We start from the raw sequence: 20,378 nt of genomic DNA on the forward strand, positions 1-20,378 counted from the left end.
ACCGGTGTGGGGTCAGATATGCTTGGTGATATGCAGGAAGTCCACCAGAGCTTTGGCATAGGCTTCGGGTTGCTCGATGGGTGGCATATGCCCGGATCTGCGGATCAGTCTGAAATCTGCGCCGGGGATCAGGTCCGCCAGCTCGCGCACCAGGTCTGCGGGGGTGGATCCGTCTTCGCTGCCCGCTGTGACCAGTGTGGGCAGGGTCAGGCGCGCCGTGCTTTCATAAAGATCCGTTTCGGCAATCGCCCCCATGCAGCCAAGGTAGCCCGCAAGCGGGGTGGCCTGCATCACCTCGGCTGCGCGCAACACAAGTTCGGGATGGTCTCGATGGGTGCTTCGGGCAAACCAGCGCTGCATGTTCTGGCCGATCACGGCGGCAATCCCGCCCCGGCGCACCTCCTCCATGCGGGCATCCCACAGGGCGGGGGTGCCGATCTTGACCGCGGTGTTGGAGAGCACCAGCGCGCGCACCAGATCCTTGCGTTCCGCCGCCAGCCCCTGCGCGATGATCCCGCCAATCGAAATGCCGACGAAGGTGCAGTCCCTCACCCCCAGCCGATCCAGCGTGGCAGCCACATCCCTGACCAGATGCCCCATCGGGTAGGCATCGCCCTGTTCCGCGGGCGGGCAGGGGCTTTGTCCATGGCCGCGCATATCCATACGGATCACCCGCAGCCCATCTGGAAGCTGCGGCAACAGCGCGTCCCACATGGTCAGATCCGCCCCGAGCGCATGGGCAAAGACCAGCGCGGGGGCCTCACGCGGGCCGGTGTCGGTGGTGAAAAGCGGAACGGGGGCCTCTCCTGGCAGGATCATGCGCCACCTCTCAGCGTAAGATGGGCCATGATCTGACCGTGATCCGACGCGAGCTTGTTATAAGGCGCCTCGGGGTGAGAGCCATCGGTGATATGATCGTTCAACACGCTGAAATAGGTCATGTCGGCAATCCGATCATCATTGTCCGGGTGAAAATCACGGCTGAGGAAAATCTGGTCGATGCTTTCAAACACACCGCCGAAACTTGCCGTATAGACCATGTCGCGCAGGGATTTTCGCACAAAGAGCTTTTCCGCCGAATGCAGCCGCACCTTCTCGATCGCGTCGGTGATGGCGGCGCTTTCGTCACGGGAATAGCGGTCATTTGCGGTCTTTGCATCATGGCGCAGCATCCAGGCATAGTTCTTGAACGGGACCTCTCCTGCAATGATTTCAGAGCTGACCGAGTGTTCGCCATCATTGAAGTCGCCCAGAACCACCACCGGGTGGCCGGCTGTGATTTCTTCCACCACCAGTTTGCGCAGCACCCAGGCTTCGGCCATTCTGCGCATGGCAGAGCGAGCCGCCCCCAGGGCCCGAGATACGGGATCATAGGCGGTGAGGTCCGCTTCGGGGGCAAATTCAGCGCCTTCCGGGCGGATAAACTCACCCAGTTTGGATTTCAGGTGGCAGTTGAACAGGGTGAGGATCTGCCGGTTCTGGCCCTCCCCGACAGGGATCCGCACCTTGAGGATCGGGCGGGACAGGCGGGTTAGCCGGAACATCCCGCCTCCCTCCCCTAACGGGACGTCCAGCGGGGTATCCAGATCCTGAATGACTTCCGGCTGGCCGACAAAGCCGAACCGCGACAGCACCGCAAGCCCCGGTCGCCGCGCGCCGGGAGCGCCGTCATTTGCGTTGGGAGCAAAGGCGATATTGTCGATGCTCCAGGGATCAACTTCCAGCCTGCGAAAAATCGCTTTCCGGTGATAGCGTTTTGAACGGTCCGGGATGGTGGCGGCGTTCAGCGCGCCCGCCCGCCTGTTGGCCTCTTTCACCACATCCAAGAGGGCATCCTTTTCGAACACTTCCTGAAAGCCGATGATATCTGCGTCCAGAGACAGCATCTGGTCGGCCATCCAATCCCGTTTCCACGCGTATTCTTCCGGGGTGTAGGACAGGAAACGGTAAAACTCCTGATCCGCTCCGATCAGGTTTTTCACGTTGAACGAGGCGATGGTGAAGTCGGTCATTGGTCAAGATACTCCAGGGCACGGGTAAAGATTGGCACATCCACATTGCCGCCCGTGGCGACGATAAACACGCAGTCCCCCTCAAGCGTGCCGGGGTGAAACAGGGCGGCGGCAAGGGCGGTGGCCCCGCCCGGTTCCAGAACAATTTTCAGATGGTGAAAGGCCAGCGCCATGGCGCGCAGGCACTCTTCTTCGCGGACCACCAGACCGGGGCCGCACAGGCGTTGAATGATCGGAAATGTCAGCGCCCCCGGTTCCGGGGTCAGGATCGCATCGCAAATGGATCCTGAGAGCTGGGTATTGCGCTGAACCGTTCCACTGGCGAGGGACCGGGCAATGTCGTCAAACCCGTCAGGTTCGACCGGGCGCGCCCGCATTCCGGGTGCCTCATGTTCCAGCGCAAGGGCAATCCCCGCCAGCAATCCCCCGCCACCTGACGGCACCAGCACCTCGGCCGATGCGGCATCCAGCGGGCGGGCGGCATTGGCGATTTCAAGCCCAACAGTGCCCTGACCTGCAATGACGCGCGGGTTGTCATAGGGCTTGATCAGGGTAAGCTCGCGTTCCTGCGCGATTTGCGCGCCAATTGCGTCGCGGTCTTCGTGCGCCCGATCATACAGCACCACCTCCGCCCCAAGGGCGCGCGTGCCATTGATCTTAGCGGTTGGCGCATCCGAGGGCATCACGATCACCGCAGGGCATTGGTGGGCCCGTGCCGCGCGCGCCACCCCCTGCGCATGGTTGCCCGAGGAATAGGCAATCACGCCCAGCTCTTTTTGAGTATCCGATAATTGTGAAATGGCCGCCCAAGCACCGCGGGCCTTGAAGCTTCCGGTTTCCTGCAGGTTCTCGGCCTTGACCAGAACCCGCCGCCCGGCAATGGCATCCAGTGCGGGTGAGGACAGGATCGGGGTTTGCCGGACATGACCGGCCAAGCGGCGGGCGGCTGCGCGGATATCATGAATGGAAACGCTCACGCCGCGCGCTCCTTCATGTCGTTGATCCAGTGCTGAATGACGATCAGCGCTTCCGGCTCGTCCAGAAAAGGCACATGCCCCCGATCCGCCACATGGGCATAGCGCAGCGCCGGAATGCGGCGGCGCATTTCCGCAACGGTTGCATCTGTCAGCAGATCGGAATTTGCGCCGTGGATCAGCGCCAGCGGCAGCCCCGCAAAACAATCATATAGCGGCCAGAGATCGGGCATCGGTTGCGCCCCCGCCTCCTCTACGGCGGTGCGCAGCGCCGGATCATAGCGGTTTTCCCAGCGCCCTTCGCGGTTTTCATAAAGGTAGGAAACCTCCTCTTCCCAACGCGTGTCCGGGACATTGTGAAACCCTGCCTGCTCCATCGCCGCCTTGCGCATGGCGACAATCGACCCAAAGGCGCGCCAGGCCGGGCGGCGGCCGAGATAGGACATGATATAGGTCAGCCCCGCTGGGTCGAGATCAGGACCGATATCGTTCAGACAGACCCCCAACAACCGCTCCCGCACGGTTGCTGCCAGACCCATCGCAATCAACCCGCCGCGGGAGGTGCCCAAAATTGCGGCTTTTTCAATCCCCAAATGATCCAGCAACCCCAACGCATCCTGCGCTTCCTGCGGAATGGTATAGGTCGCGTGGGGCGCCCAGTCCGACTGGCCGCGCCCCCGGTAATCCATGCGGATCAGGCGTATGCCTTTCAGATGCGGGGCGAGAAAGTTGAAGTCGTTTGAATTGCGCGTCAGTCCTGACAACGCCAGGACCGGCAGGCCGTCCCCTTCATCCCGATAGGCTATCTGTACGCCGTCCGCCGCCTGAAATCTCTGCATCACCACCTCCTGAAACCTTTGCCGCACCAAAGCATGGAACCTGACAAGGGTCCACACTCCTCTCCTCCCCTTGCGTCAAATATCCCGGGGTGAGGGGCCACTTGCAAAGTGGCGCTGAGGGGCAGGGCCCCTGCCGAGGCATAGCCAAGGCCACCGCAAGCCCGACGCCCCCCAGGGGGGGATAATAGGTGCAGGCCCGTTCACACCTTGCAAGAAAAAGGCCACCCGAAGGTGGCCTTGCAAACCCATTGTCCGGGTGTTGTCACAGGTTGTCCGGCTGCGGCATGCCCAGAACGTGAAACCCGCTGTCCACGGTGATAATCTCACCCGTGGTGCAATTGCCGTAATCCGAGGCAAGGTAAGCTGCGGTGCCCCCCACGGCCTCCAGCGTTGCGTTCTGGCGCAGCGGTGCATTGGCCTCGGTGTGGCGGAAGGTCTTGCGCGCGCCACCAATGGCCGCACCCGCCAGTGTTTTCATAGGACCGGGCGAGATGGCGTTCACGCGGATGCCATCGGGGCCAAGGTCATTGGCAAGATACCGCACCGACGCTTCCAGCGCCGCCTTGGCAACCCCCATCACGTTGTAAAACGGCGTCACCCGGTTCGATCCGCCATAGGTCAGCGTCAGGATCGTGCCGCCATTGGTCATTTTGGGGGCAACACGACGTGAGACTTCGATCAGGGAATAACAGCTGATATCCATCGAGTTTTTGAAATTCGCGCGCGAGGTGTCGACAAAACGCCCTGTCAGCTCGTCCTTGTCGGAATAGGCAATCGCATGGACAAGGAAATCAATGCTGTCCCATTTGGAAAACAGGTCGTCGAAGCCCTTGTCCAGGGCTGCGTCATCCGTCACATCCATGTCGACCAGCAGATCGGACCCGACGCTGGCGGCCAGCGGCGCCACGCGCTGCCCAAAGGCCTCGCCCTGATAGCTGAAAGCCAGCTCCGCGCCCTCATTTGCCATCGCCTGCGCAATGCCCCATGCGATCGACCGCTGGTTGGCTACCCCCATGATGAGGCCCCGTTTCCCTTGCATCAATCCCGCCATATCTTGCTCCTTAAATCCGGCCCTCCCTGCCGCGCCATTTCACGCGATCTGAAGGGCCTCTTAATACAGGTTCTGAAATCAGTCCTTGAACGTGCTCAAAATCATCGAGCCATTGGTGCCGCCAAAGCCAAAGCTGTTGGTCATCACGCTGTCCAGACCAGCGTTTTCGACCAGCGAGGTTGCAATCTCGCCCTCATTGATCGCCGGGTCCAGATTTTCCACGTTGATCGACGGTGCAATAAAGTCATGTTTCAGCATCAGGAGGCAGTAGACGGCCTCTTGTGCGCCGGTGGCGCCCTGGCTGTGACCTGTCATGGATTTGGTCGAGCTGATCGGCGGTGTCGAGCCTTCTCCAAAGACGCGGCGCACGGCTTCCACTTCGCCCACATCGCCAACCGGGGTCGAGGTGCCGTGGGCGTTGATATAGCCAACTTTGCGCCCCTCAGGCAGCATGTCCATGGCCAGACGCATGGCGCGTTCGCCGCCTTCGCCGGACGGGGCCACCATGTCGTGACCATCCGAGGTCGCGCCATAGCCGGTCACTTCCGCATAGATCTTCGCGCCGCGGGCTTTTGCGTGCTCAAGCTCTTCCAGCACCAGAATGGCCCCGCCACCACCGATCACGAACCCGTCGCGGTCGGCGTCAAACGCGCGCGAGGCTTTCTCGGGCGTGTCGTTATACTTGGACGACATGGCGCCCATCGCGTCAAACAGACACGAAAGCGTCCAGTCCAGTTCCTCACCGCCGCCAGCGAACATCACATCCTGTTTGCCCAGCATGATCTGCTCTGCCGCGTTGCCGATGCAGTGCAGCGACGTCGAACAGGCCGAGGTGATCGAATAGTTGATCCCCTTGATCTTGAACGCGGTCGCGAGGTTGGCGGAAATGGTTGAGCCCATGCATTTCGGAACCGCAAACGGCCCGATCCGCTTGGTGGCACCCGATTTCAGCGCGGTCTGGTGGGCGGCAAACATCGCGCTGGTCGACGGGCCGCCGGACCCTGCCACAAGGCCGGTGCGCGGGTTCACCACGTCGTCTTCGCCAAGACCGGCATCTTCGATGGCCTGGCTCATCGCGATATGCGCGTAAGCGGCACCTGGCCCCATGAAGCGCAGCGTGCGTTTGTCCACATGTTCCGTGATGTCGATATTGGGCATACCCGCAATCTGGCTGCGGAACCCGTGCTCCACCATATCCTGATTTGCAGTGATGCCGGATTTCCCGGCTTTCAGCGAGGCCAGAACCTCTTCGGCATTGTTCCCGATGGCCGAGACGATGCCCAGACCGGTGACGACTACACGACGCATATGCGCACTCCTCTGATTGCCCCGACACCACGCAAAGGTCATCGGGGCAGGGTATTGGGGTCAGCTCTCTGAAAGAGCCACTTTCATGTCTTTGACCTGATAGATCACCTCGCCATCGGCTTCGACGATCCCGTCAGCCACACCCATGGTCAGGCGACGGGTCTGGATCGCCTTGGTAAAGTCGATCTTGTAGGTCAGCATCTTGCGATCCGGGCGCACCATGCCGGTCAGCTTCACCTCGCCGACCCCCAGCGCATAGCCACGCCCCTGCCAGCCGCGCCAGCCCAGGTTGAAGCCGGTCAGCTGCCACAGACCGTCAAGGCCAAGGCAGCCGGGCATGATTGGGTTGCCGGGGAAGTGGCAGTCAAAAAACCAAAGGTCCGGGGTGATGTCGAACTCGGCCAGAACGTGGCCTTTGCCATGCGCCCCACCGTCGCCGGAAATCTCGGTGATCCGGTCCATCATCAGCATGGGCGGTGCCGGAAGCTGCGCATTGCCGGGGCCAAACAGCTCTCCGCGTGCGCATTTCAATAGATCTTCCTTGTCAAAGCTTGTCGGATAGTCCGCCATCAGCCGCCCCATATCTTGTGTCATTTCATCCCCTCTCCTCTATCACCCGCGCCAAGGCGGACGCAAGGGCAGGGCGCATGCAAGCCCCAGAAAACCGGGGCCCAGGGCGGACATTTACAGGGCGTTTATAATGCACATGTAAAAAAACATGGAAACCCGCGCAAAGCCCCCTTATATTACGGTCCACGAAACGGATCCGAGTCATGAACGTCACAGCATCCCCTCTTGAAGAAATCTGGCTGGCCAGTGCTGGCCTGCGCCCGACGCGGCAACGCCTGTCTCTTGCCAATCTTCTGGTGGGCGACGGAGAGCATCGCCACGTCACCGCAGAAAGCCTTTATGAGGCGTCTCGCGAGAGCGGTGAGAAAGTGTCCCTTGCGACCGTCTACAATACGCTCCGGGTCTTTTCGGAAGCAGGACTTCTGCGCGAAATCACCGTAAACGGTGCGCGTAGCTATTTTGACACCAACGTGTCAAACCACCCTCATTTCTTCTGGGAAGACACGGAAGAGCTGATGGATGCACCGGCTCAGGACCTGAAAATCGCCAGCCTGCCAGACGCGCCGAAAGGGGCTGAAATCAGCAAGGTTGATGTGGTCATCCGGCTGCGCCGCAGCTGAGCATTCAACACCACACACAGTCACGCACCGCGCCGCCTGTAACGTGTTTGCCTGCCTATAGGGCTCGGCGTGGCCGCTTATCTCATTTTCTGGTCAGAAATATCCCGGGGTGAGCCGCGGGTGCGGCGAGGGGCAGAGCCCCTCAAAAGGCTCACGACGTGAGCCACCGAGCGCCTGCCCCCCTTTGCCGATACCTTTTTCAGGTCGTGCAGAGGGGCAAGATCAGGGCGTGTATCAGCCGATGGATACAAGTTCAAAATCGAAGATCAGGGTTTTGCCCGCCAGCGCGTGGTTGGCGTCCAGCGTGACGCTCTCCTCGGTCAGGGCGGTGACGGTCACCGGGATCGGTTGCCCCTGCGGACCGGACATTTGCAATTGCAGCCCAACCTCCAGCGGAATCTCGGCCGGGATATCCGAGCGCGGCACATCCATGACAGCCTGATCGTGGCGCGGGCCATAGGCTTCTTCCGGGGCGATGGTGACTTTTTTCTTCTCGCCAACCGTCATGCCAGGCAGGGCCTTGTCGAGACCGGGAATGATCATGCCGGATCCCACGGTAAATGACAGCGGGTCCCGCCCTTCGGAGCTGTCAAAGACAGATCCGTCTTCCAATGTGCCGGTATAATGAATGGCGACCTGTGCGCCGGATGTGACTTCCGTCATGAAAACCTCTTGATGTCGGGGGGATGAATGGATGAGGCCCTTACGTGTTTCGCAACGGGTGCTCAAGATGAGGGGGCAACCCTAAACAAATGGGCTGCAAAGTAAACCACCTGCGCGGAAATGGGTCTCTTTCGAAACGGGTCGTCGCGTCAGAACCACTGCCCCGGTTCCATCAGCCCCAGATCCAAAAGCTGCTGGGAGGACCAGTCAAACTCGGTGGAGTTGTGCCATTTGAAAGTTTCGATATCGAAGGTCGAGCCCGGATTGGATTTCAAGGCTTTCGCAGTGCGGAAACTGGCGATCGCGGTGGTGATGTTGTTGTGCCACGGGCAGGCGTAGGTGTTGTATTCTTCATCGTTGAAGGTGTGATCTGCGCGCATGGTAAGCCCCGGTTTGGCGCGAAACAGGGCAATTCGGTCAATCTTTCGGCGGGGTGCGGGGATATGCTCTTCAAACCGCCAGCGCAGCCCGCCAAAGAAATCCAGTTGCCGTTCCTTGGGGTGGCCCTCATTGTCCGGATCCGGGCGACCAAGCGCGTAATAGCCGGATCTGTCCAGCCAGGCATGTTCCAGAGAGACCGCGTCGGGATAGGTTTCCAGATCATCCGCATAGAGGTCAACGACATAGGTCAGGACCGAACTGCGCCGTTCTTCTGTCTGGAAGGACAGCAATTCACCGATCGTGCGGGTTTCACAGAACGGGTGAAACAGGTATTCGGCATTGAAGCAATAATAGAGCCAGATCCCCGGCGCAGATTTGATCACTGCGTTCACGGCATCCACCATGGCATTATCGCGCGAAATGTCGAAATCGATCCGGTGGATCAGGTCGGACAGGCTGGGTGGCAGGCTCAGTTGCGTAGGTGCAAACACAAGAAGCGATTTGAAGCCGGCCAGATGGTGATGGCGAATGGTGCTTTCCACTTCGACCAGATCTTCAACAAAGATCATGCCGACAGGCCCTTTGGCCAGGGCCGCAGGGGTAGAGGTCAAGAACTCGTTCAAATTGGCGTAACGCATCAAAGGCTCCCCAAAGGCTCCCAGAAAGGCTCCCGGTCGGCCACCTGACGCACAGTCTGGGGGCGCCCGGTTAAAAAATCACGAAATTGCGGGTATTTGCAAGGGGGCGTGTTGAGGGGGTGGGTCTTGCGACGGGGCAAGCGGCGGGGCGTGGGGATGGGAAGGGTACGATCGTGAGCGCGCTGGGCGTTGCAGCGCGGGGCGCTTTTGTGTAGGAGAGCGCCTTGACCCCGGCGATGATCCAACATCACGCCAGCCAGACCCATCGGGAACGCCATCATGTCCGACCAGAAAACCGATCCGAAGAAACTCTTCATCCGCACCTATGGCTGCCAGATGAATGTCTATGACAGCGAACGCATGGCCGAGGCGCTGGGCGCGGATGGCTATGTGCAGACGGACAGTGCGGATGATGCGGATATGATCCTGCTCAACACCTGCCACATCCGCGAAAAGGCCGCCGAGAAAGTGTATTCCGAGCTGGGCCGCTTCAAGGGGCTGAAAGCGGAAAAGCCGGATCTGAAGATCGGTGTGGCGGGCTGTGTTGCCCAGGCCGAAGGGGAAGAAATCATGCGCCGCCAGCCGCTCGTGGATCTGGTGGTTGGCCCGCAGACCTATCACCGCCTGCCTGCGATGATGGAGCAGGTGGCCAAAGGGGAAAAGGCGCTCGATACCGAGTTCCCGGAAGAGGACAAGTTTGAACACCTGCCCAAGCTGCGCGGCACCAAGGCCCGGCGCAATCCGGCGGCGTTCCTGACCGTGCAGGAAGGCTGTGACAAGTTCTGTGCCTTCTGCGTGGTGCCCTATACCCGTGGGGCCGAGGTCAGCCGCCCGGTGGAGCGGATCCTGCGCGAGGCCAATGAATTGGTCGAACGTGGCGTGCGCGAAATTACCCTTCTGGGCCAGAATGTGAATGCGTATCACGGTCAGGGGCCGGATGGCGACTGGTCGCTGGCGCGCCTGATCTGGGCATTGAATGACGTGGACGGGCTGGAGCGGATCCGTTTTACCACGTCACATCCCAACGACATGGAAGAGGACCTGATTGCCGCCCATGGGGAATGTCGGAAACTGATGCCTTACCTGCATCTGCCGGTGCAATCGGGGTCTGACAAAATCCTCAAGCGGATGAACCGCAGCCACACCGCCGAAAGCTATCTGCGTCTGATCGAACGGATCCGGGCGGCACGTCCCGATATCCTGATCTCCGGTGACTTTATTGTCGGTTTCCCGGAGGAGGATGATCAGGATTTCGAAGATACGATGGCGCTGATCCGCGAAGTGAAATACGGTCAGGCTTTCAGCTTCAAATACTCAACCCGCCCCGGCACGCCGGCTGCGGAGCGGGCACTGGTGGACGATGATGTTGCATCGGAACGGCTGTATCGCTTGCAGGCTCTGATCACCGAACAGCAGCGCGACGTGCAGGATGGTATGGTCGGCCGTGAAGTGGGCGTTCTGTTCGAGAAGCAGGGTCGATTTGACGGGCAGATGGTGGGCAAATCCGACTATCTTCATGCGGTGCATGTCAAAGGAGACGTGGGTGTTGGTGACCTGCGTCGCGTGAGAATCACCGAGAGCGGTGCCAATTCCCTGGCGGGTGAGCTGGTTGACTAGATCGCGGCCGGTTTAGGGTTCAAAAAGCAACAGTTCGGCTGGCTTTCGGGTATTGTGTTGAAAAGAAACACAATACCTTGGGGAAACCCCTTTGTTGTAAACACAAAATTTGCTAAAATCCCCTCTAATAGGGAGTAAATTTGGCTGTCCGCTTCGTATGGTTTGCAGGTCGTTTTGTGCTTTTTGAGGGGGCGCGCCTGTGTCTGACCCGCGTTGCCATGCCAATCTGTTAAATGGAAGAGGGATAGTGGTGACGTTTCTTCGAAAAATTTTTACAGGTGCCGCCATGGCCTCAGCGGTGACGCTGGGTCTGGGTGCCGCACCTTCGCTGGCTCAATCTGCGCCGCCGGTCTATGGCAGCGTGAACTGGGGTGTCTGGGTCGATCATGATGGCTGCATGCATTGGTGGGCTGATGGTGGGCTTGAGGGCTACATGCTTGACCGGGTGGATCCGAAAACCGGCAAACCCGTCTGTCTGGCCAAGAACACGTGCCTGGTGGAAAATACCGATACGCTCTTTGCAACCGACAGCGCACGTCTGACGAGCTCGGGCCGTAAGCGTCTGGAGCAGTTTTTCTCTTCGTCGGACGCCTTTGGATATGGCATTTACGGCCACACCGACAGCCGCGCATCGGACAGCTACAACATGCGCCTGTCCAAGCGTCGCGCCGCCGCCGTGGCCAAGGTTGCCCGCTCGGTCGGGGCCGTGGTTGAGCGTGAGATCGGGTTTGGCGAACGTCAGCCGCTTGTGCCCAATACCTCTGCCGCCAATATGCAGAAAAACCGCCGCGTCGAAGTGGTATGCTATACGTGGGATGACAAATGATGGTGAAATCTTCTTTTCCGCTGGTGATGGGGGCTGTTGTTCTGGTGCTGTCCGGTTGTGTGGGGGGCGATGGGCTGCAGCAATATAACGGCAATCCAAACGCAATTATCGCAACCAGTCAGGACCGCGGTAGCGACAAGGTGTCGATTGCTGACGGCCATGCCGCCATCGTTTATGATCCGGACGGGTGTCAGGGCTGGATGATTGATGACGGGGTTGAGGGGTATTCCGGGCGTCGTTTCGATCCGAAGTCCGGTCTGCCGATCTGTAACAAGAAATACCCGCCGGGCACTGTGATTGGGCAATATCAATCCGATAGCCCGGGCATCCGGGACTATGTGCCGAGCAATGGCAATTGACCGGAATGGTTGTAGAATTTGCAAAAAGAAAGGCCGTCGGGTTTCCGGCGGCCTTTTTGTGTCAGGTTCATGAAGAATGCGTGAGAGGGCTTGCACTCTTGCCCGGCTCTCGGCACACTTTCAGGTAGGACACACGCTAACGGAGACCGTCTTGGGATTTGAAAACATGACCGCAGCCCCCCCCGCCGTTGAACACGAGCATGAGGTGTTGCTGGATTTCCCGGACAATCGGCTGCTGATTGATCTGTGTGGAGAGTTCGATCGCAACCTGACCCAGATCGAAAGCCACCTTGGGGTGCAGATCATCCGACGCGGAAATCATCTTGTTGTATTGGGGGAAGCGCGCGACAAGGCGGGCGAAGTGCTGAGCGCGCTTTACCAGCGGCTTGAAGCGGGACGCATGATTGAACCCGGCGATATTGATGCCGAGATTCGCATGGGAGGGTCGGGCGAAGACACCGGCACCCGCGAAGGCGATCAGATGGAGATGTTCAAACGTGGCGGCGTCGAGATCAAGACGCGCAAGAAAACGGTTGAACCCCGCACCGAAGCGCAGAAAGCCTATGTGCAGAACCTGTTTGAAAACGAGCTGGCCTTTGGTATCGGCCCGGCCGGCACCGGCAAGACCTATCTGGCGGTTGCTGTCGGGGTGAACATGTTCCTTGGCGGTCATGTGGACAAGATCATCCTGTCGCGCCCCGCAGTGGAAGCGGGCGAGCGCCTGGGCTTTTTGCCCGGCGACATGAAGGACAAGGTCGATCCTTATATGCAGCCACTTTATGATGCGCTGGGGGATTTCCTGCCCGGTAAGCAGGTGGCCAAGCTCATTGAAGAAAAGCGGATTGAAATCGCGCCGCTCGCCTTCATGCGGGGGCGCACATTGTCAAATGCCTTTGTGGTGCTTGATGAGGCGCAGAACGCGACCACCATGCAGATGAAGATGTTCCTGACCCGCCTGGGTGAAGGGTCGCGCATGGTGATTACCGGCGACCGCAGCCAAGTTGACCTTCCGCGCGGTGTGCAGTCAGGGCTGCGGGATGCGGAACGGCTTCTTGGCGGCATTGACCGGATCTCGTTCAACTATTTCACCTCAAAAGACGTGGTGCGTCATCCGCTTGTGGCCAAGATCATTGAGGCCTATGACGCGGCAAGTGAACGTGAACAGGCGCGTCGGGCCACCGAGGCAGGGGGCGCTGCCCCGTCCGCTCCCTGAGCGGACTCCCCGGGATATTTGAGACAAGAAAAAAGAGATGGACGTCGATATCGTTTTTGAAGATCCCCGCTGGGAAGAGGCGGGGCTGGAGGCGTTGGCCCAACGCGCTTGCGAAGAGACGCTTGGGCATCTGGATGTCGCGGATGCGGAGGTTGCGGTTCTGGCCTGCGACGACGCCCGCATTGCAGAGTTGAATGCCGAGTTTCGCGCCAAGGGGCAGCCGACAAATGTGTTGTCCTGGCCGTCTGAGGAGCGGGCGGCAGAGGAGCCGGGTGAGCACCCTTTGCCGCCGGAACCCGACTTTCCCGGTGCGCCGCTTGAGTTGGGGGATATTGCCATTTCCTATGAAACCTGCGCGCGCGAAGCAGCGGAGCAGGGTAAGGAATTTTCAACCCATGTGACCCATCTTATGGTGCATGCGACGCTACATTTGTTGGGTTATGATCACATTCTCGACAAAGATGCCGCTCTTATGGAGGGGCTGGAGGTTGAAATTCTTGGCAAGATGGGCATTTCAGATCCATATATGAATGAGTGAAACACTGTCGCTCCGCGCCTGAGCGTGGAGCGCCGAGGTTGAAACGCGGTTTCCCCGCGACAACGGAAAAGGTCAAATGGGCGAAAGTCACATGGATGAGGGCCAGGACGGCTCTTCTAACGCAGCGCAAAGCGCGCAGGACAAAGACGGATCGGAAGGGGCTGAGCCTCGATCTGCCAGATCCGGGTTTTTCAGCCGGGTGTTCGGGGCGCTCAGCCCGTCGGACGAAGCCAGAGAAGCGCCGGTGCAAGCCACAACGCCGGTCAATGGCGCCCCGCAGCTTACCGTGCCGGGGATGGTCAATCTGCGCCGGATGCGGGTCGAGGATGTGGCGATCCCGAAATCTGAAATTGTTTCCGTCCCGGTGGATATCGACAAATCCGAGCTGGTGGAAGTGTTTCGCGACAGCGGGCTGACCCGCCTGCCGGTCTTCGAAGGAACGCTGGACACGCCGATTGGTCTTGTGCACCTCAAGGATTTTGCCCTCAACCATGGCTTCAACGGGGCGACAGGGCAGGACAGCTATGATCTGAAGGCGCAGCTGCGCCCGTTGCTGTATGCGCCGCCTTCGATGCCGATCGGGGTGCTGTTGCAAAAAATGCAAACCGAACGGATCCACATGGCGCTGGTGATCGACGAATATGGCGGTGTGGATGGATTGCTCACCATCGAGGATCTGATCGAACAGGTTGTGGGCGAAATCGAAGACGAACATGACACCGAGGAAACCGCCCTCTGGTCCGAGGAAAAGCCGGGTTGTTATCTGGTTGAGGCGAAAGCACCGCTGGAGGAGTTCGAGGCCGAAATTGACGTGCCTTTGCATGATGATCAGGAAGATGAGGAGATCGACACTCTGGGGGGGCTGGTCTTTCTGCTTTCCGGCCACGTGCCGACACGCGGTGAAGTCATCCAGCATCCTGCCGGCCCGGAATTTGAAGTGGTGGATGCCGATCCACGTCGGATCAAGCGCCTGCGGGTGCGGATCCCCACCGGTCTGCCAGGCTGATCCGGGGCGAAATGCGCAAGGCGCTGCAATCCGTGGTGACCCGCGTCCCCCTCGTGCCCGTTTTGTCCGGGGCGGTTGCCGCCCTGGGGCAGGCGCCATTTGGTCTTTGGTGGGCTATGCTGGGCGGATTGAGCGCGGGGCTGTTTTACGTGTTGCGCGCCGCCAGTGCAAAACAGGCGGCGTTGCGGGGATGGCTTTTGGGGCTTGGCTATTTTGCCGCCACCTTGAACTGGCTGGTTGAGCCGTTTTTCGTGGATGCGGCCCGCCATGCCTGGATGGCCCCCTTTGCCGTGTTCGGGCTAGCTGGGGGGCTTGCTCTTTTTTGGAGCCTTGCCGCCGGATTGGCCTTTGGGGCCCGCACGGTTCAGACCCGCTGGATGGCGCTGGCCGCAGCGCTGACCGGGGCCGAGCTGTTGCGTGGCTATGTTCTGACAGGCTTTCCCTGGGGCGGGCCGGGGCTTGCCTGGATCGACACACCACTGGCCCAGATTGCAGAAGGGGTTGGGGTTTATGGCCTGTCGGCGCTGTCCTTCCTTGTTTCTGCTGGCGTGGCCCGTGCAGCCCAGATGCGCTCTTACCGAATATTTGCGGCCCTTGCCGCGCTATCTGCTCTGGTTTTCACCTTTGCGATGGCGCTGCCGAAACCGCCTCTGCCGGATCAGGAAACCTTTTTGCGGCTGGTGCAGCCCAACGCACCGCAGCATCAGAAATGGGATCCGCGTTATGCGCAGGGTTTTGTCCTGCGTCAGCTGGAACTGACCCGTGCTCCTGCAAAAAACGGCGCGCGCCCCGATCTGGTCCTCTGGCCCGAAACCGCTGTGCCCTACCGGTTGGGGGATACAGGCGGATTGGGGAAGGCCATGGCTAAGGCCGGGCAGGGGGCTCCTATCCTCTTCGGTGCCCAGCGAGGGGAGGGGGTGCGGTTTTTCAACAGCCTTGCGCTGGCCAGCCCTGAGGGAAAGCTGACCCCGGTTTATGACAAGCATCATCTTGTGCCTTTTGGCGAATATGTTCCTTTCGGGGATCAACTGGCGGGGCTCGGCGTGACCGCCTTTGCGGCCCAACTTGGACGGGGCTATTCTGCGGGGCAGGGCGCAGAAGTGGTCGATCTGGGGAAGGCGGGAAAGGTTCTGCCTCTGATCTGCTATGAGGCGGTTTTCCCCCAGGATCTGCGCGCCGCCCCCGAGCGGGCCGACTGGATTTTGCATGCCACAAACGACGCGTGGTTTGGCAATTTCTCAGGCCCGCAGCAGCATCTGGTGCAGGCGCGATTCCGGGCAATCGAATTTGGCTTGCCGGTGATCCGTGTGGCCAATACCGGGGTCTCTGCGGTGATCAATGCCTATGGTGAAATAGGGCAGTCGCTGCCTCTGGGTCAGTCTGGAAAGATTGACACAAAAATTCCCGGAAAGCGTGCCGCAACGCCTTATTCTCGCCACGGTGATCTTCCATTAACCGTGCTCGTGCTAGTCGCTCTTGGTGTTTTTGTTGCCCGGCGACGCGGCAAAAGCATTTGACCTCCTTACTGGGGGCATGTATCGGACAGGCATCCCCCCGTCACAACGGCTTCCTGGCGTGATGGGGATTGTATCAATGGAGCACTTCTCATGACCCGCAAATCCCACGTATTCACTTCGGAATCCGTTTCCGAGGGCCATCCCGACAAGGTCTGTGACCGTATCTCTGATGCGGTGCTGGATGCTTTCCTTGCCGAAGACCCGCATTCGCGCGTGGCCTGTGAAACCTTTGCCACAACCGATCGTGTTGTGATCGGCGGCGAAGTCCGCGGTCCGGCCAGCGTGATCGAGCGTGTGGAAGACATCGCCCGCGACTGTGTCAAAGACATCGGGTATGAGCAGAAAGGGTTTCACTGGGCCAATATGAAGGTCTCGAATTACCTGCATGCCCAGTCCGCCGACATCGCCCAGGGGGTGGATGCCAGTGAAGACAAAGACGAAGGCGCAGGTGACCAGGGCATCATGTTTGGATATGCCACGGTTGAGACCGATGCGCTGATGCCGGCCCCGGTGCACTACAGCCACGCGATTCTGCGTCGTCTGGCAGAGGTGCGCAAGAACGGCACCGAAAGCTGGATGGGCCCGGACAGCAAGTCGCAATTGTCCGTGCGCTATGAAAATGACCTGCCGGTCGAGGTGACCTCGCTGGTTTTGTCTACCCAGCACCTGGATGAAAGCATGACGCCGAATGATGTGCGCGACGCCGTTGCGCCCTATATTCGTGACGTGCTGCCCGACGGCTGGCTGACCGACAATACGGTCTGGCACGTGAACCCGACCGGGAAATTCGTGATTGGCGGCCCGGATGGCGACGCTGGTTTGACCGGGCGCAAGATCATCGTGGATACCTATGGCGGTGCGGCACCCCATGGCGGTGGCGCTTTCTCGGGCAAAGATCCGACAAAAGTGGACCGCTCGGCGGCATATGCGTCGCGTTACCTGGCCAAGAACATCGTGGCAGCAGGGCTGGCAAAACGCTGCACCCTGCAACTTTCCTACGCCATTGGCGTGGCGCGCCCGCTGTCGATCCTGGTCGACACCCATCGCACGGGTGAGGTGGACGAAAGCGCCATCGAAAAGGCCGTGATGGAGGCCATGGATCTGACCCCACGCGGCATTCGTGAACATCTGGGGCTGAACAAACCGATCTACCAGCGCACCGCTGCCTATGGGCATTTTGGCCGTGCACCCTCTGATGACGGTGGCTTTAGCTGGGAACGAACGGACCTGGTGGATACGCTGAAAAACGCGCTCTGAGCGCGGCAGATGACGTATTTGAAAGCCCGCCTTTCCCGGCGGGCTTTTCTTATGCGGCCTTGACGCAGGCAGGACTTCATGCGACAGGCGCGGCCATGACGGAAAAGACACATCACCAATCGGGCGCCCCGTGGCGCAACTTCTATGGGCGCCTGAAGGGCAAGCACCTTCGGGATAGCCAGCAAGGCTATCTGGATGAGGATCTGGCCGCCCTCAGCCCCGGTGCCGTGGACTGGGATGTGAACCCCGATCGCGCGCCCATCGACCTGAAATCCCTGTTTGGGGACAGGCCTGTCTGGCTTGAAACCGGATTTGGCGGTGGCGAACATATGGTGCATCAGGCAGCGAACAACCCTGATGTCGGCATCATCGGCTGCGAACCCTATATCAATGGCGTGGCCATGCTGCTGGGCAAGATACGTGACGCGAAATGCGACAATGTTGCGGTGCATCCCGGCGATGTGCGCGACCTGTTTGATGTGTTGCCAGAGCAGTCGATCAGCAAAGCCTTCCTGCTCTACCCGGATCCCTGGCCGAAAAAAAGGCACCATCGCCGCCGCTTCGTGACGCCGGAATATCTGGAACCCTTCCATAAAGTGCTCAAACCCGGTGCTGAGTTCCGGGTGGCCACCGACATTCCCGATTACGTGCGCCAGACGCTGGAAGAGGTGCCGAAAGCGGGGTTCGAGTGGCTCGGCGAAGGCCCGTCGGATTGGCGCAATCCGTGGAGCGACTGGATCTCAACCCGTTATGAACAAAAGGCCCTTCGTGAAGGCCGCACGCCGCATTACCTGACCTTCCGCCGGATCTGAGGTCGTCTCCGACCAGACGCGCTCTTTTTCTTGCCGAAAATACCTCGGGGTGAGCCTCGAAGAGGCGAGGGGCAGCGCCCCTGATGGGGCTTTGTGCTTACGGACCAGCGCCCTCGGCCTGTGCCTCGGGCCGCGCAGCGGCGGTGGCTCATCTGCGATGAGCCTGTCAGGAGCTTTGCTCCTCTTGCCCCCTTCGTGGGCAATTCACCTCAGGATATTTCCGACCAGAAAATTGTGAACCCTATCTGAGGGAACTCCCTGCTGGAAACTCCTGAATGGGTGCGCTATCAGATCTTGAACACGACGCGTTTCCGAGAACCTGAAGAAGGTTGGTGTGGGGCGCTGCAACGCTGTGGGTGTTTTCGGCAATCCCTGTGATGGGTTTCGAAACGCTTCAGGAGGAGAATACATATGTCCGGCCATGGCCCTGCTATTCCCATGACGTCACGAAAATGTGGCCCGCTGACAGGCGAAGCCCATGTTCCGGGTGACAAATCCATCAGCCACCGTTCCCTGATTTTGGGGGCGATGGCCGTGGGGGAGACCCACATCACCGGTCTTCTGGAGGGGGAGGACGTGCTGGGGACGGCCAGCGCGATGAAAGCCTTTGGAGCGGATGTAGAGCGGCTTGGTGAAGGGGAGTGGCGCGTCAACGGTGTTGGCGTTGGCGGGTTTGCCGAACCTGAGGACGTGATTGATTGCGGTAATGCGGGCACAGGCGTGCGGCTGATCATGGGGGCGATGGCTTCAACCGGTGTCACCGCAACCTTTACCGGGGACGCATCACTGCGTTCGCGTCCGATGGGGCGGGTGACGGACCCGATTGCGCTGTTTGGGGCGCAATCCTATGGCCGGGAGGGGGGGCGTCTGCCGATGACTGTGATCGGAGCGACCGATCCGGTGCCGGTGCGCTATACAACGCCAATGGCATCCGCGCAGGTGAAATCGGCCGTCTTGCTGGCGGGTCTGAATGCGCCAGGTGAAACCGTGGTGATCGAGAAGGAAGCCACCCGTGATCATACGGAACGGATGCTGGCCGGGTTCGGGGCCGAGATTACTGTGGAAGACACCGAAGAGGGGCATGTGATCACCCTCAAGGGGCAGCCCGAGCTGAAGCCGCAGACCATTGTGGTGCCACGCGACCCGTCTTCGGCGGCATTTCCGGTCTGTGCGGCGCTGATCGTGCCGGGGTCGGATGTGCTTGTGCCAAATATCGGCCTTAACCCGACACGGGCGGGCCTGTTCTATACGTTGCAGGATATGGGCGCGGATCTGGTGTTTGAGAACCCACGTGAAGAGGGCGGAGAACCGGTTGCGGATCTGCGCGCGAAGTTTTCGCCCAACATGAAGGGGATCGTTGTGCCGCCGGAACGTGCGGCCAGCATGATCGACGAATACCCGATCCTGTCTGTCGTTGCGTCTTTCGCGACCGGCAAGACCGAAATGCCGGGCGTGCATGAACTGCGCGTCAAGGAAAGTGACCGGATTGATGCGATGGCCAAAGGGTTGCGCGCCAATGGCGTCACGGTTGAGGAAGGTGAGGACTGGTGGTCGGTCGACGGGCTTGGCCCGGCTGAAAACGGAGGCGGGGTTCCCGGTGGGGCAACGGTTGCAACCGTGCTTGACCACCGGATCGCGATGAGTTTTGCCTGCCTTGGGATGGCGACCCAGAAGCCAGTGCATCTGGATGATGGCGGCCCGATCGCAACCAGCTTCCCGGTATTTGAAGGCCTGATGGCCAAACTGGGGGCACAGCTGACGCGGGACAATAAATGACCCGGACGGCCAAAGGCGGTTGTCTGTGCGAGGCTGTGCAATATGTGGTGAACGGCCCCTTGCGTTCGGTTATCGCCTGCCATTGCCACCAGTGTCGAAAGACCTCGGGCCATCACGTCGCGGCCACAGCCGCTCGGCGCGAAGATCTGGCTGTTGGCGGGACAGTTAAGTGGTTTGCTTCTTCGGAAACGGCGTCGCGCGGGTTTTGCCCCACCTGCGGGTCGAACCTGTTTTGGGATGGCGGTGGGGAGCGGATCTCGATCTTTGCGGGAACGCTGGACGGTGCGCCTGACCTCAGGATGGCGGCGCATATCTATTGCGCCGACAAGGGGGATTACTATGAGATCAGCGACGACCTTCCGAAATCGGACAAGTGGGATCCGGCGCTGACAGAGGTCTGA

General features: G+C 60.1%; 21 protein-coding genes and 1 riboswitch. Of the genes, 12 read left to right on the top strand and 9 right to left on the bottom strand.

Going from position 1 to position 20,378, the window contains the following annotated elements:
- Window positions 1-12: 12 nt before the first annotated feature.
- The 7 genes from pcaD to fabA all read right to left on the bottom strand — a co-directional run bounded on the left by pcaD (window position 13) and on the right by fabA (window position 6,754).
- Window positions 13-819, bottom strand: a complete 807-nt coding sequence (gene pcaD / locus XMD517_RS13445) for a 3-oxoadipate enol-lactonase (protein WP_173488052.1) — start codon at window positions 817-819, stop codon at window positions 13-15.
- Window positions 816-2,012, bottom strand: coding sequence for an endonuclease/exonuclease/phosphatase family protein (locus XMD517_RS13450; RefSeq protein WP_173488053.1), 1,197 nt, complete (start codon window positions 2,010-2,012; stop codon window positions 816-818). The genes pcaD and XMD517_RS13450 overlap by 4 nt, the downstream gene beginning before the upstream one ends.
- Window positions 2,009-2,989: a threonine/serine dehydratase gene (locus XMD517_RS13455; RefSeq protein ID WP_173484974.1), complete on the bottom strand. Its 981-nt coding sequence runs from the start codon at window positions 2,987-2,989 to the stop codon at window positions 2,009-2,011. The genes XMD517_RS13450 and XMD517_RS13455 overlap by 4 nt, the downstream gene beginning before the upstream one ends.
- The gene (locus tag XMD517_RS13460) at window positions 2,986-3,825 is read right to left on the bottom strand and encodes an alpha/beta fold hydrolase (protein ID WP_173484975.1); all 840 of its coding nucleotides are present in this window, start codon (window positions 3,823-3,825) and stop codon (window positions 2,986-2,988) included. The genes XMD517_RS13455 and XMD517_RS13460 overlap by 4 nt, the downstream gene beginning before the upstream one ends.
- A gap of 262 nt (window positions 3,826-4,087) precedes the next feature.
- The gene (locus XMD517_RS13465; RefSeq protein WP_173484976.1) at window positions 4,088-4,876 is read right to left on the bottom strand and encodes an enoyl-ACP reductase; all 789 of its coding nucleotides are present in this window, start codon (window positions 4,874-4,876) and stop codon (window positions 4,088-4,090) included.
- A gap of 78 nt (window positions 4,877-4,954) precedes the next feature.
- Window positions 4,955-6,184 carry a beta-ketoacyl-ACP synthase I gene (fabB, locus tag XMD517_RS13470; protein WP_173484977.1) on the bottom strand — a complete coding sequence of 410 codons (1,230 nt, stop codon included), beginning with the start codon at window positions 6,182-6,184 and terminating at the stop codon, window positions 4,955-4,957.
- A 60-nt stretch (window positions 6,185-6,244) separates the two neighbouring features.
- Complete coding sequence (gene fabA / locus XMD517_RS13475) at window positions 6,245-6,754, bottom strand: bifunctional 3-hydroxydecanoyl-ACP dehydratase/trans-2-decenoyl-ACP isomerase (RefSeq protein WP_173485582.1); 510 nt, start codon at window positions 6,752-6,754, stop codon at window positions 6,245-6,247.
- Window positions 6,755-6,957: 203 nt separating this feature from the next.
- On the opposite strand from fabA, the gene irr reads away from it, so the two are divergent.
- Window positions 6,958-7,374, top strand: coding sequence for a Fur family transcriptional regulator Irr (irr, locus tag XMD517_RS13480; RefSeq protein ID WP_173484978.1), 417 nt, complete (start codon window positions 6,958-6,960; stop codon window positions 7,372-7,374).
- A gap of 234 nt (window positions 7,375-7,608) precedes the next feature.
- Here irr and XMD517_RS13485 read toward each other — a convergent pair whose 3' ends face one another.
- Together XMD517_RS13485 and XMD517_RS13490 are read right to left on the bottom strand one after the other, a co-directional pair.
- Complete coding sequence (locus XMD517_RS13485) at window positions 7,609-8,037, bottom strand: peptidylprolyl isomerase (protein WP_055190227.1); 429 nt, start codon at window positions 8,035-8,037, stop codon at window positions 7,609-7,611.
- A 149-nt stretch (window positions 8,038-8,186) separates the two neighbouring features.
- Complete coding sequence (locus tag XMD517_RS13490) at window positions 8,187-9,056, bottom strand: hypothetical protein (protein WP_173484979.1); 870 nt, start codon at window positions 9,054-9,056, stop codon at window positions 8,187-8,189.
- Between the two features lie 279 nt (window positions 9,057-9,335).
- Between XMD517_RS13490 and miaB the strand changes: the two genes are divergently transcribed.
- The 11 genes from miaB to XMD517_RS13545 all read left to right on the top strand — a co-directional run bounded on the left by miaB (window position 9,336) and on the right by XMD517_RS13545 (window position 20,378).
- Window positions 9,336-10,673, top strand: coding sequence for a tRNA (N6-isopentenyl adenosine(37)-C2)-methylthiotransferase MiaB (gene miaB, locus XMD517_RS13495; protein WP_173484980.1), 1,338 nt, complete (start codon window positions 9,336-9,338; stop codon window positions 10,671-10,673).
- A gap of 286 nt (window positions 10,674-10,959) precedes the next feature.
- Window positions 10,960-11,499, top strand: coding sequence for an OmpA family protein (locus XMD517_RS13500; RefSeq protein WP_173484981.1), 540 nt, complete (start codon window positions 10,960-10,962; stop codon window positions 11,497-11,499).
- Complete coding sequence (locus tag XMD517_RS13505) at window positions 11,496-11,858, top strand: hypothetical protein (protein ID WP_173484982.1); 363 nt, start codon at window positions 11,496-11,498, stop codon at window positions 11,856-11,858. Before XMD517_RS13500 ends, XMD517_RS13505 begins: the two co-directional genes overlap by 4 nt.
- Window positions 11,859-12,024: 166 nt before the next feature.
- Window positions 12,025-13,071 (top strand): PhoH family protein, encoded by a 1,047-nt coding sequence (locus tag XMD517_RS13510; RefSeq protein ID WP_173484983.1) that lies wholly within the window; start codon window positions 12,025-12,027, stop codon window positions 13,069-13,071.
- A 37-nt stretch (window positions 13,072-13,108) separates the two neighbouring features.
- Window positions 13,109-13,609 (top strand): rRNA maturation RNase YbeY, encoded by a 501-nt coding sequence (gene ybeY, locus XMD517_RS13515; protein WP_173484984.1) that lies wholly within the window; start codon window positions 13,109-13,111, stop codon window positions 13,607-13,609.
- Between the two features lie 91 nt (window positions 13,610-13,700).
- The gene (locus tag XMD517_RS13520) at window positions 13,701-14,615 is read left to right on the top strand and encodes a hemolysin family protein (protein WP_173488061.1); all 915 of its coding nucleotides are present in this window, start codon (window positions 13,701-13,703) and stop codon (window positions 14,613-14,615) included.
- An 11-nt stretch (window positions 14,616-14,626) separates the two neighbouring features.
- Window positions 14,627-16,132: an apolipoprotein N-acyltransferase gene (lnt, locus tag XMD517_RS13525; RefSeq protein WP_173484985.1), complete on the top strand. Its 1,506-nt coding sequence runs from the start codon at window positions 14,627-14,629 to the stop codon at window positions 16,130-16,132.
- Between the two features lie 34 nt (window positions 16,133-16,166).
- Window positions 16,167-16,216, top strand: a riboswitch (SAM-SAH riboswitch).
- A gap of 6 nt (window positions 16,217-16,222) precedes the next feature.
- Complete coding sequence (gene metK, locus XMD517_RS13530) at window positions 16,223-17,389, top strand: methionine adenosyltransferase (RefSeq protein WP_173484986.1); 1,167 nt, start codon at window positions 16,223-16,225, stop codon at window positions 17,387-17,389.
- Window positions 17,390-17,484: 95 nt separating this feature from the next.
- Window positions 17,485-18,201, top strand: a complete 717-nt coding sequence (gene trmB / locus XMD517_RS13535; protein WP_173484987.1) for a tRNA (guanosine(46)-N7)-methyltransferase TrmB — start codon at window positions 17,485-17,487, stop codon at window positions 18,199-18,201.
- A 411-nt stretch (window positions 18,202-18,612) separates the two neighbouring features.
- Window positions 18,613-19,977, top strand: coding sequence for a 3-phosphoshikimate 1-carboxyvinyltransferase (aroA, locus tag XMD517_RS13540; protein WP_173484988.1), 1,365 nt, complete (start codon window positions 18,613-18,615; stop codon window positions 19,975-19,977).
- Complete coding sequence (locus tag XMD517_RS13545; RefSeq protein WP_173484989.1) at window positions 19,974-20,378, top strand: GFA family protein; 405 nt, start codon at window positions 19,974-19,976, stop codon at window positions 20,376-20,378. Before aroA ends, XMD517_RS13545 begins: the two co-directional genes overlap by 4 nt.

Origin of the sequence: Aliiroseovarius sp. xm-d-517 (assembly GCF_013283135.1) — a bacterium.
GTDB classification, from domain to species: Bacteria; Pseudomonadota; Alphaproteobacteria; order Rhodobacterales; family Rhodobacteraceae; genus Aliiroseovarius; species Aliiroseovarius crassostreae.

Bases quoted from the DNA above. Each gene is read 5' to 3' on its own strand.
- pcaD (WP_173488052.1), bottom strand. From the start codon at position 819: ATGATCCTGCCAGGAGAGGCCCCCGTTCCGCTTTTCACCACCGACACC.
- lnt (WP_173484985.1), top strand. From the start codon at position 14,627: ATGCGCAAGGCGCTGCAATCCGTGGTGACCCGCGTCCCCCTCGTGCCC.
- ybeY (WP_173484984.1), top strand. From the start codon at position 13,109: ATGGACGTCGATATCGTTTTTGAAGATCCCCGCTGGGAAGAGGCGGGG.
- XMD517_RS13505 (WP_173484982.1), top strand. From the start codon at position 11,496: ATGATGGTGAAATCTTCTTTTCCGCTGGTGATGGGGGCTGTTGTTCTG.
- aroA (WP_173484988.1), top strand. From the start codon at position 18,613: ATGTCCGGCCATGGCCCTGCTATTCCCATGACGTCACGAAAATGTGGC.
- XMD517_RS13490 (WP_173484979.1), bottom strand. From the start codon at position 9,056: ATGCGTTACGCCAATTTGAACGAGTTCTTGACCTCTACCCCTGCGGCC.
- XMD517_RS13450 (WP_173488053.1), bottom strand. From the start codon at position 2,012: ATGACCGACTTCACCATCGCCTCGTTCAACGTGAAAAACCTGATCGGA.
- XMD517_RS13545 (WP_173484989.1), top strand. From the start codon at position 19,974: ATGACCCGGACGGCCAAAGGCGGTTGTCTGTGCGAGGCTGTGCAATAT.
- XMD517_RS13520 (WP_173488061.1), top strand. From the start codon at position 13,701: ATGGATGAGGGCCAGGACGGCTCTTCTAACGCAGCGCAAAGCGCGCAG.
- XMD517_RS13500 (WP_173484981.1), top strand. From the start codon at position 10,960: ATGGCCTCAGCGGTGACGCTGGGTCTGGGTGCCGCACCTTCGCTGGCT.
- fabA (WP_173485582.1), bottom strand. From the start codon at position 6,754: ATGGCGGACTATCCGACAAGCTTTGACAAGGAAGATCTATTGAAATGC.
- miaB (WP_173484980.1), top strand. From the start codon at position 9,336: ATGTCCGACCAGAAAACCGATCCGAAGAAACTCTTCATCCGCACCTAT.
- XMD517_RS13485 (WP_055190227.1), bottom strand. From the start codon at position 8,037: ATGACGGAAGTCACATCCGGCGCACAGGTCGCCATTCATTATACCGGC.
- metK (WP_173484986.1), top strand. From the start codon at position 16,223: ATGACCCGCAAATCCCACGTATTCACTTCGGAATCCGTTTCCGAGGGC.
- XMD517_RS13510 (WP_173484983.1), top strand. From the start codon at position 12,025: ATGACCGCAGCCCCCCCCGCCGTTGAACACGAGCATGAGGTGTTGCTG.
- XMD517_RS13465 (WP_173484976.1), bottom strand. From the start codon at position 4,876: ATGGCGGGATTGATGCAAGGGAAACGGGGCCTCATCATGGGGGTAGCC.
- XMD517_RS13460 (WP_173484975.1), bottom strand. From the start codon at position 3,825: ATGCAGAGATTTCAGGCGGCGGACGGCGTACAGATAGCCTATCGGGAT.
- fabB (WP_173484977.1), bottom strand. From the start codon at position 6,184: ATGCGTCGTGTAGTCGTCACCGGTCTGGGCATCGTCTCGGCCATCGGG.
- irr (WP_173484978.1), top strand. From the start codon at position 6,958: ATGAACGTCACAGCATCCCCTCTTGAAGAAATCTGGCTGGCCAGTGCT.
- trmB (WP_173484987.1), top strand. From the start codon at position 17,485: ATGACGGAAAAGACACATCACCAATCGGGCGCCCCGTGGCGCAACTTC.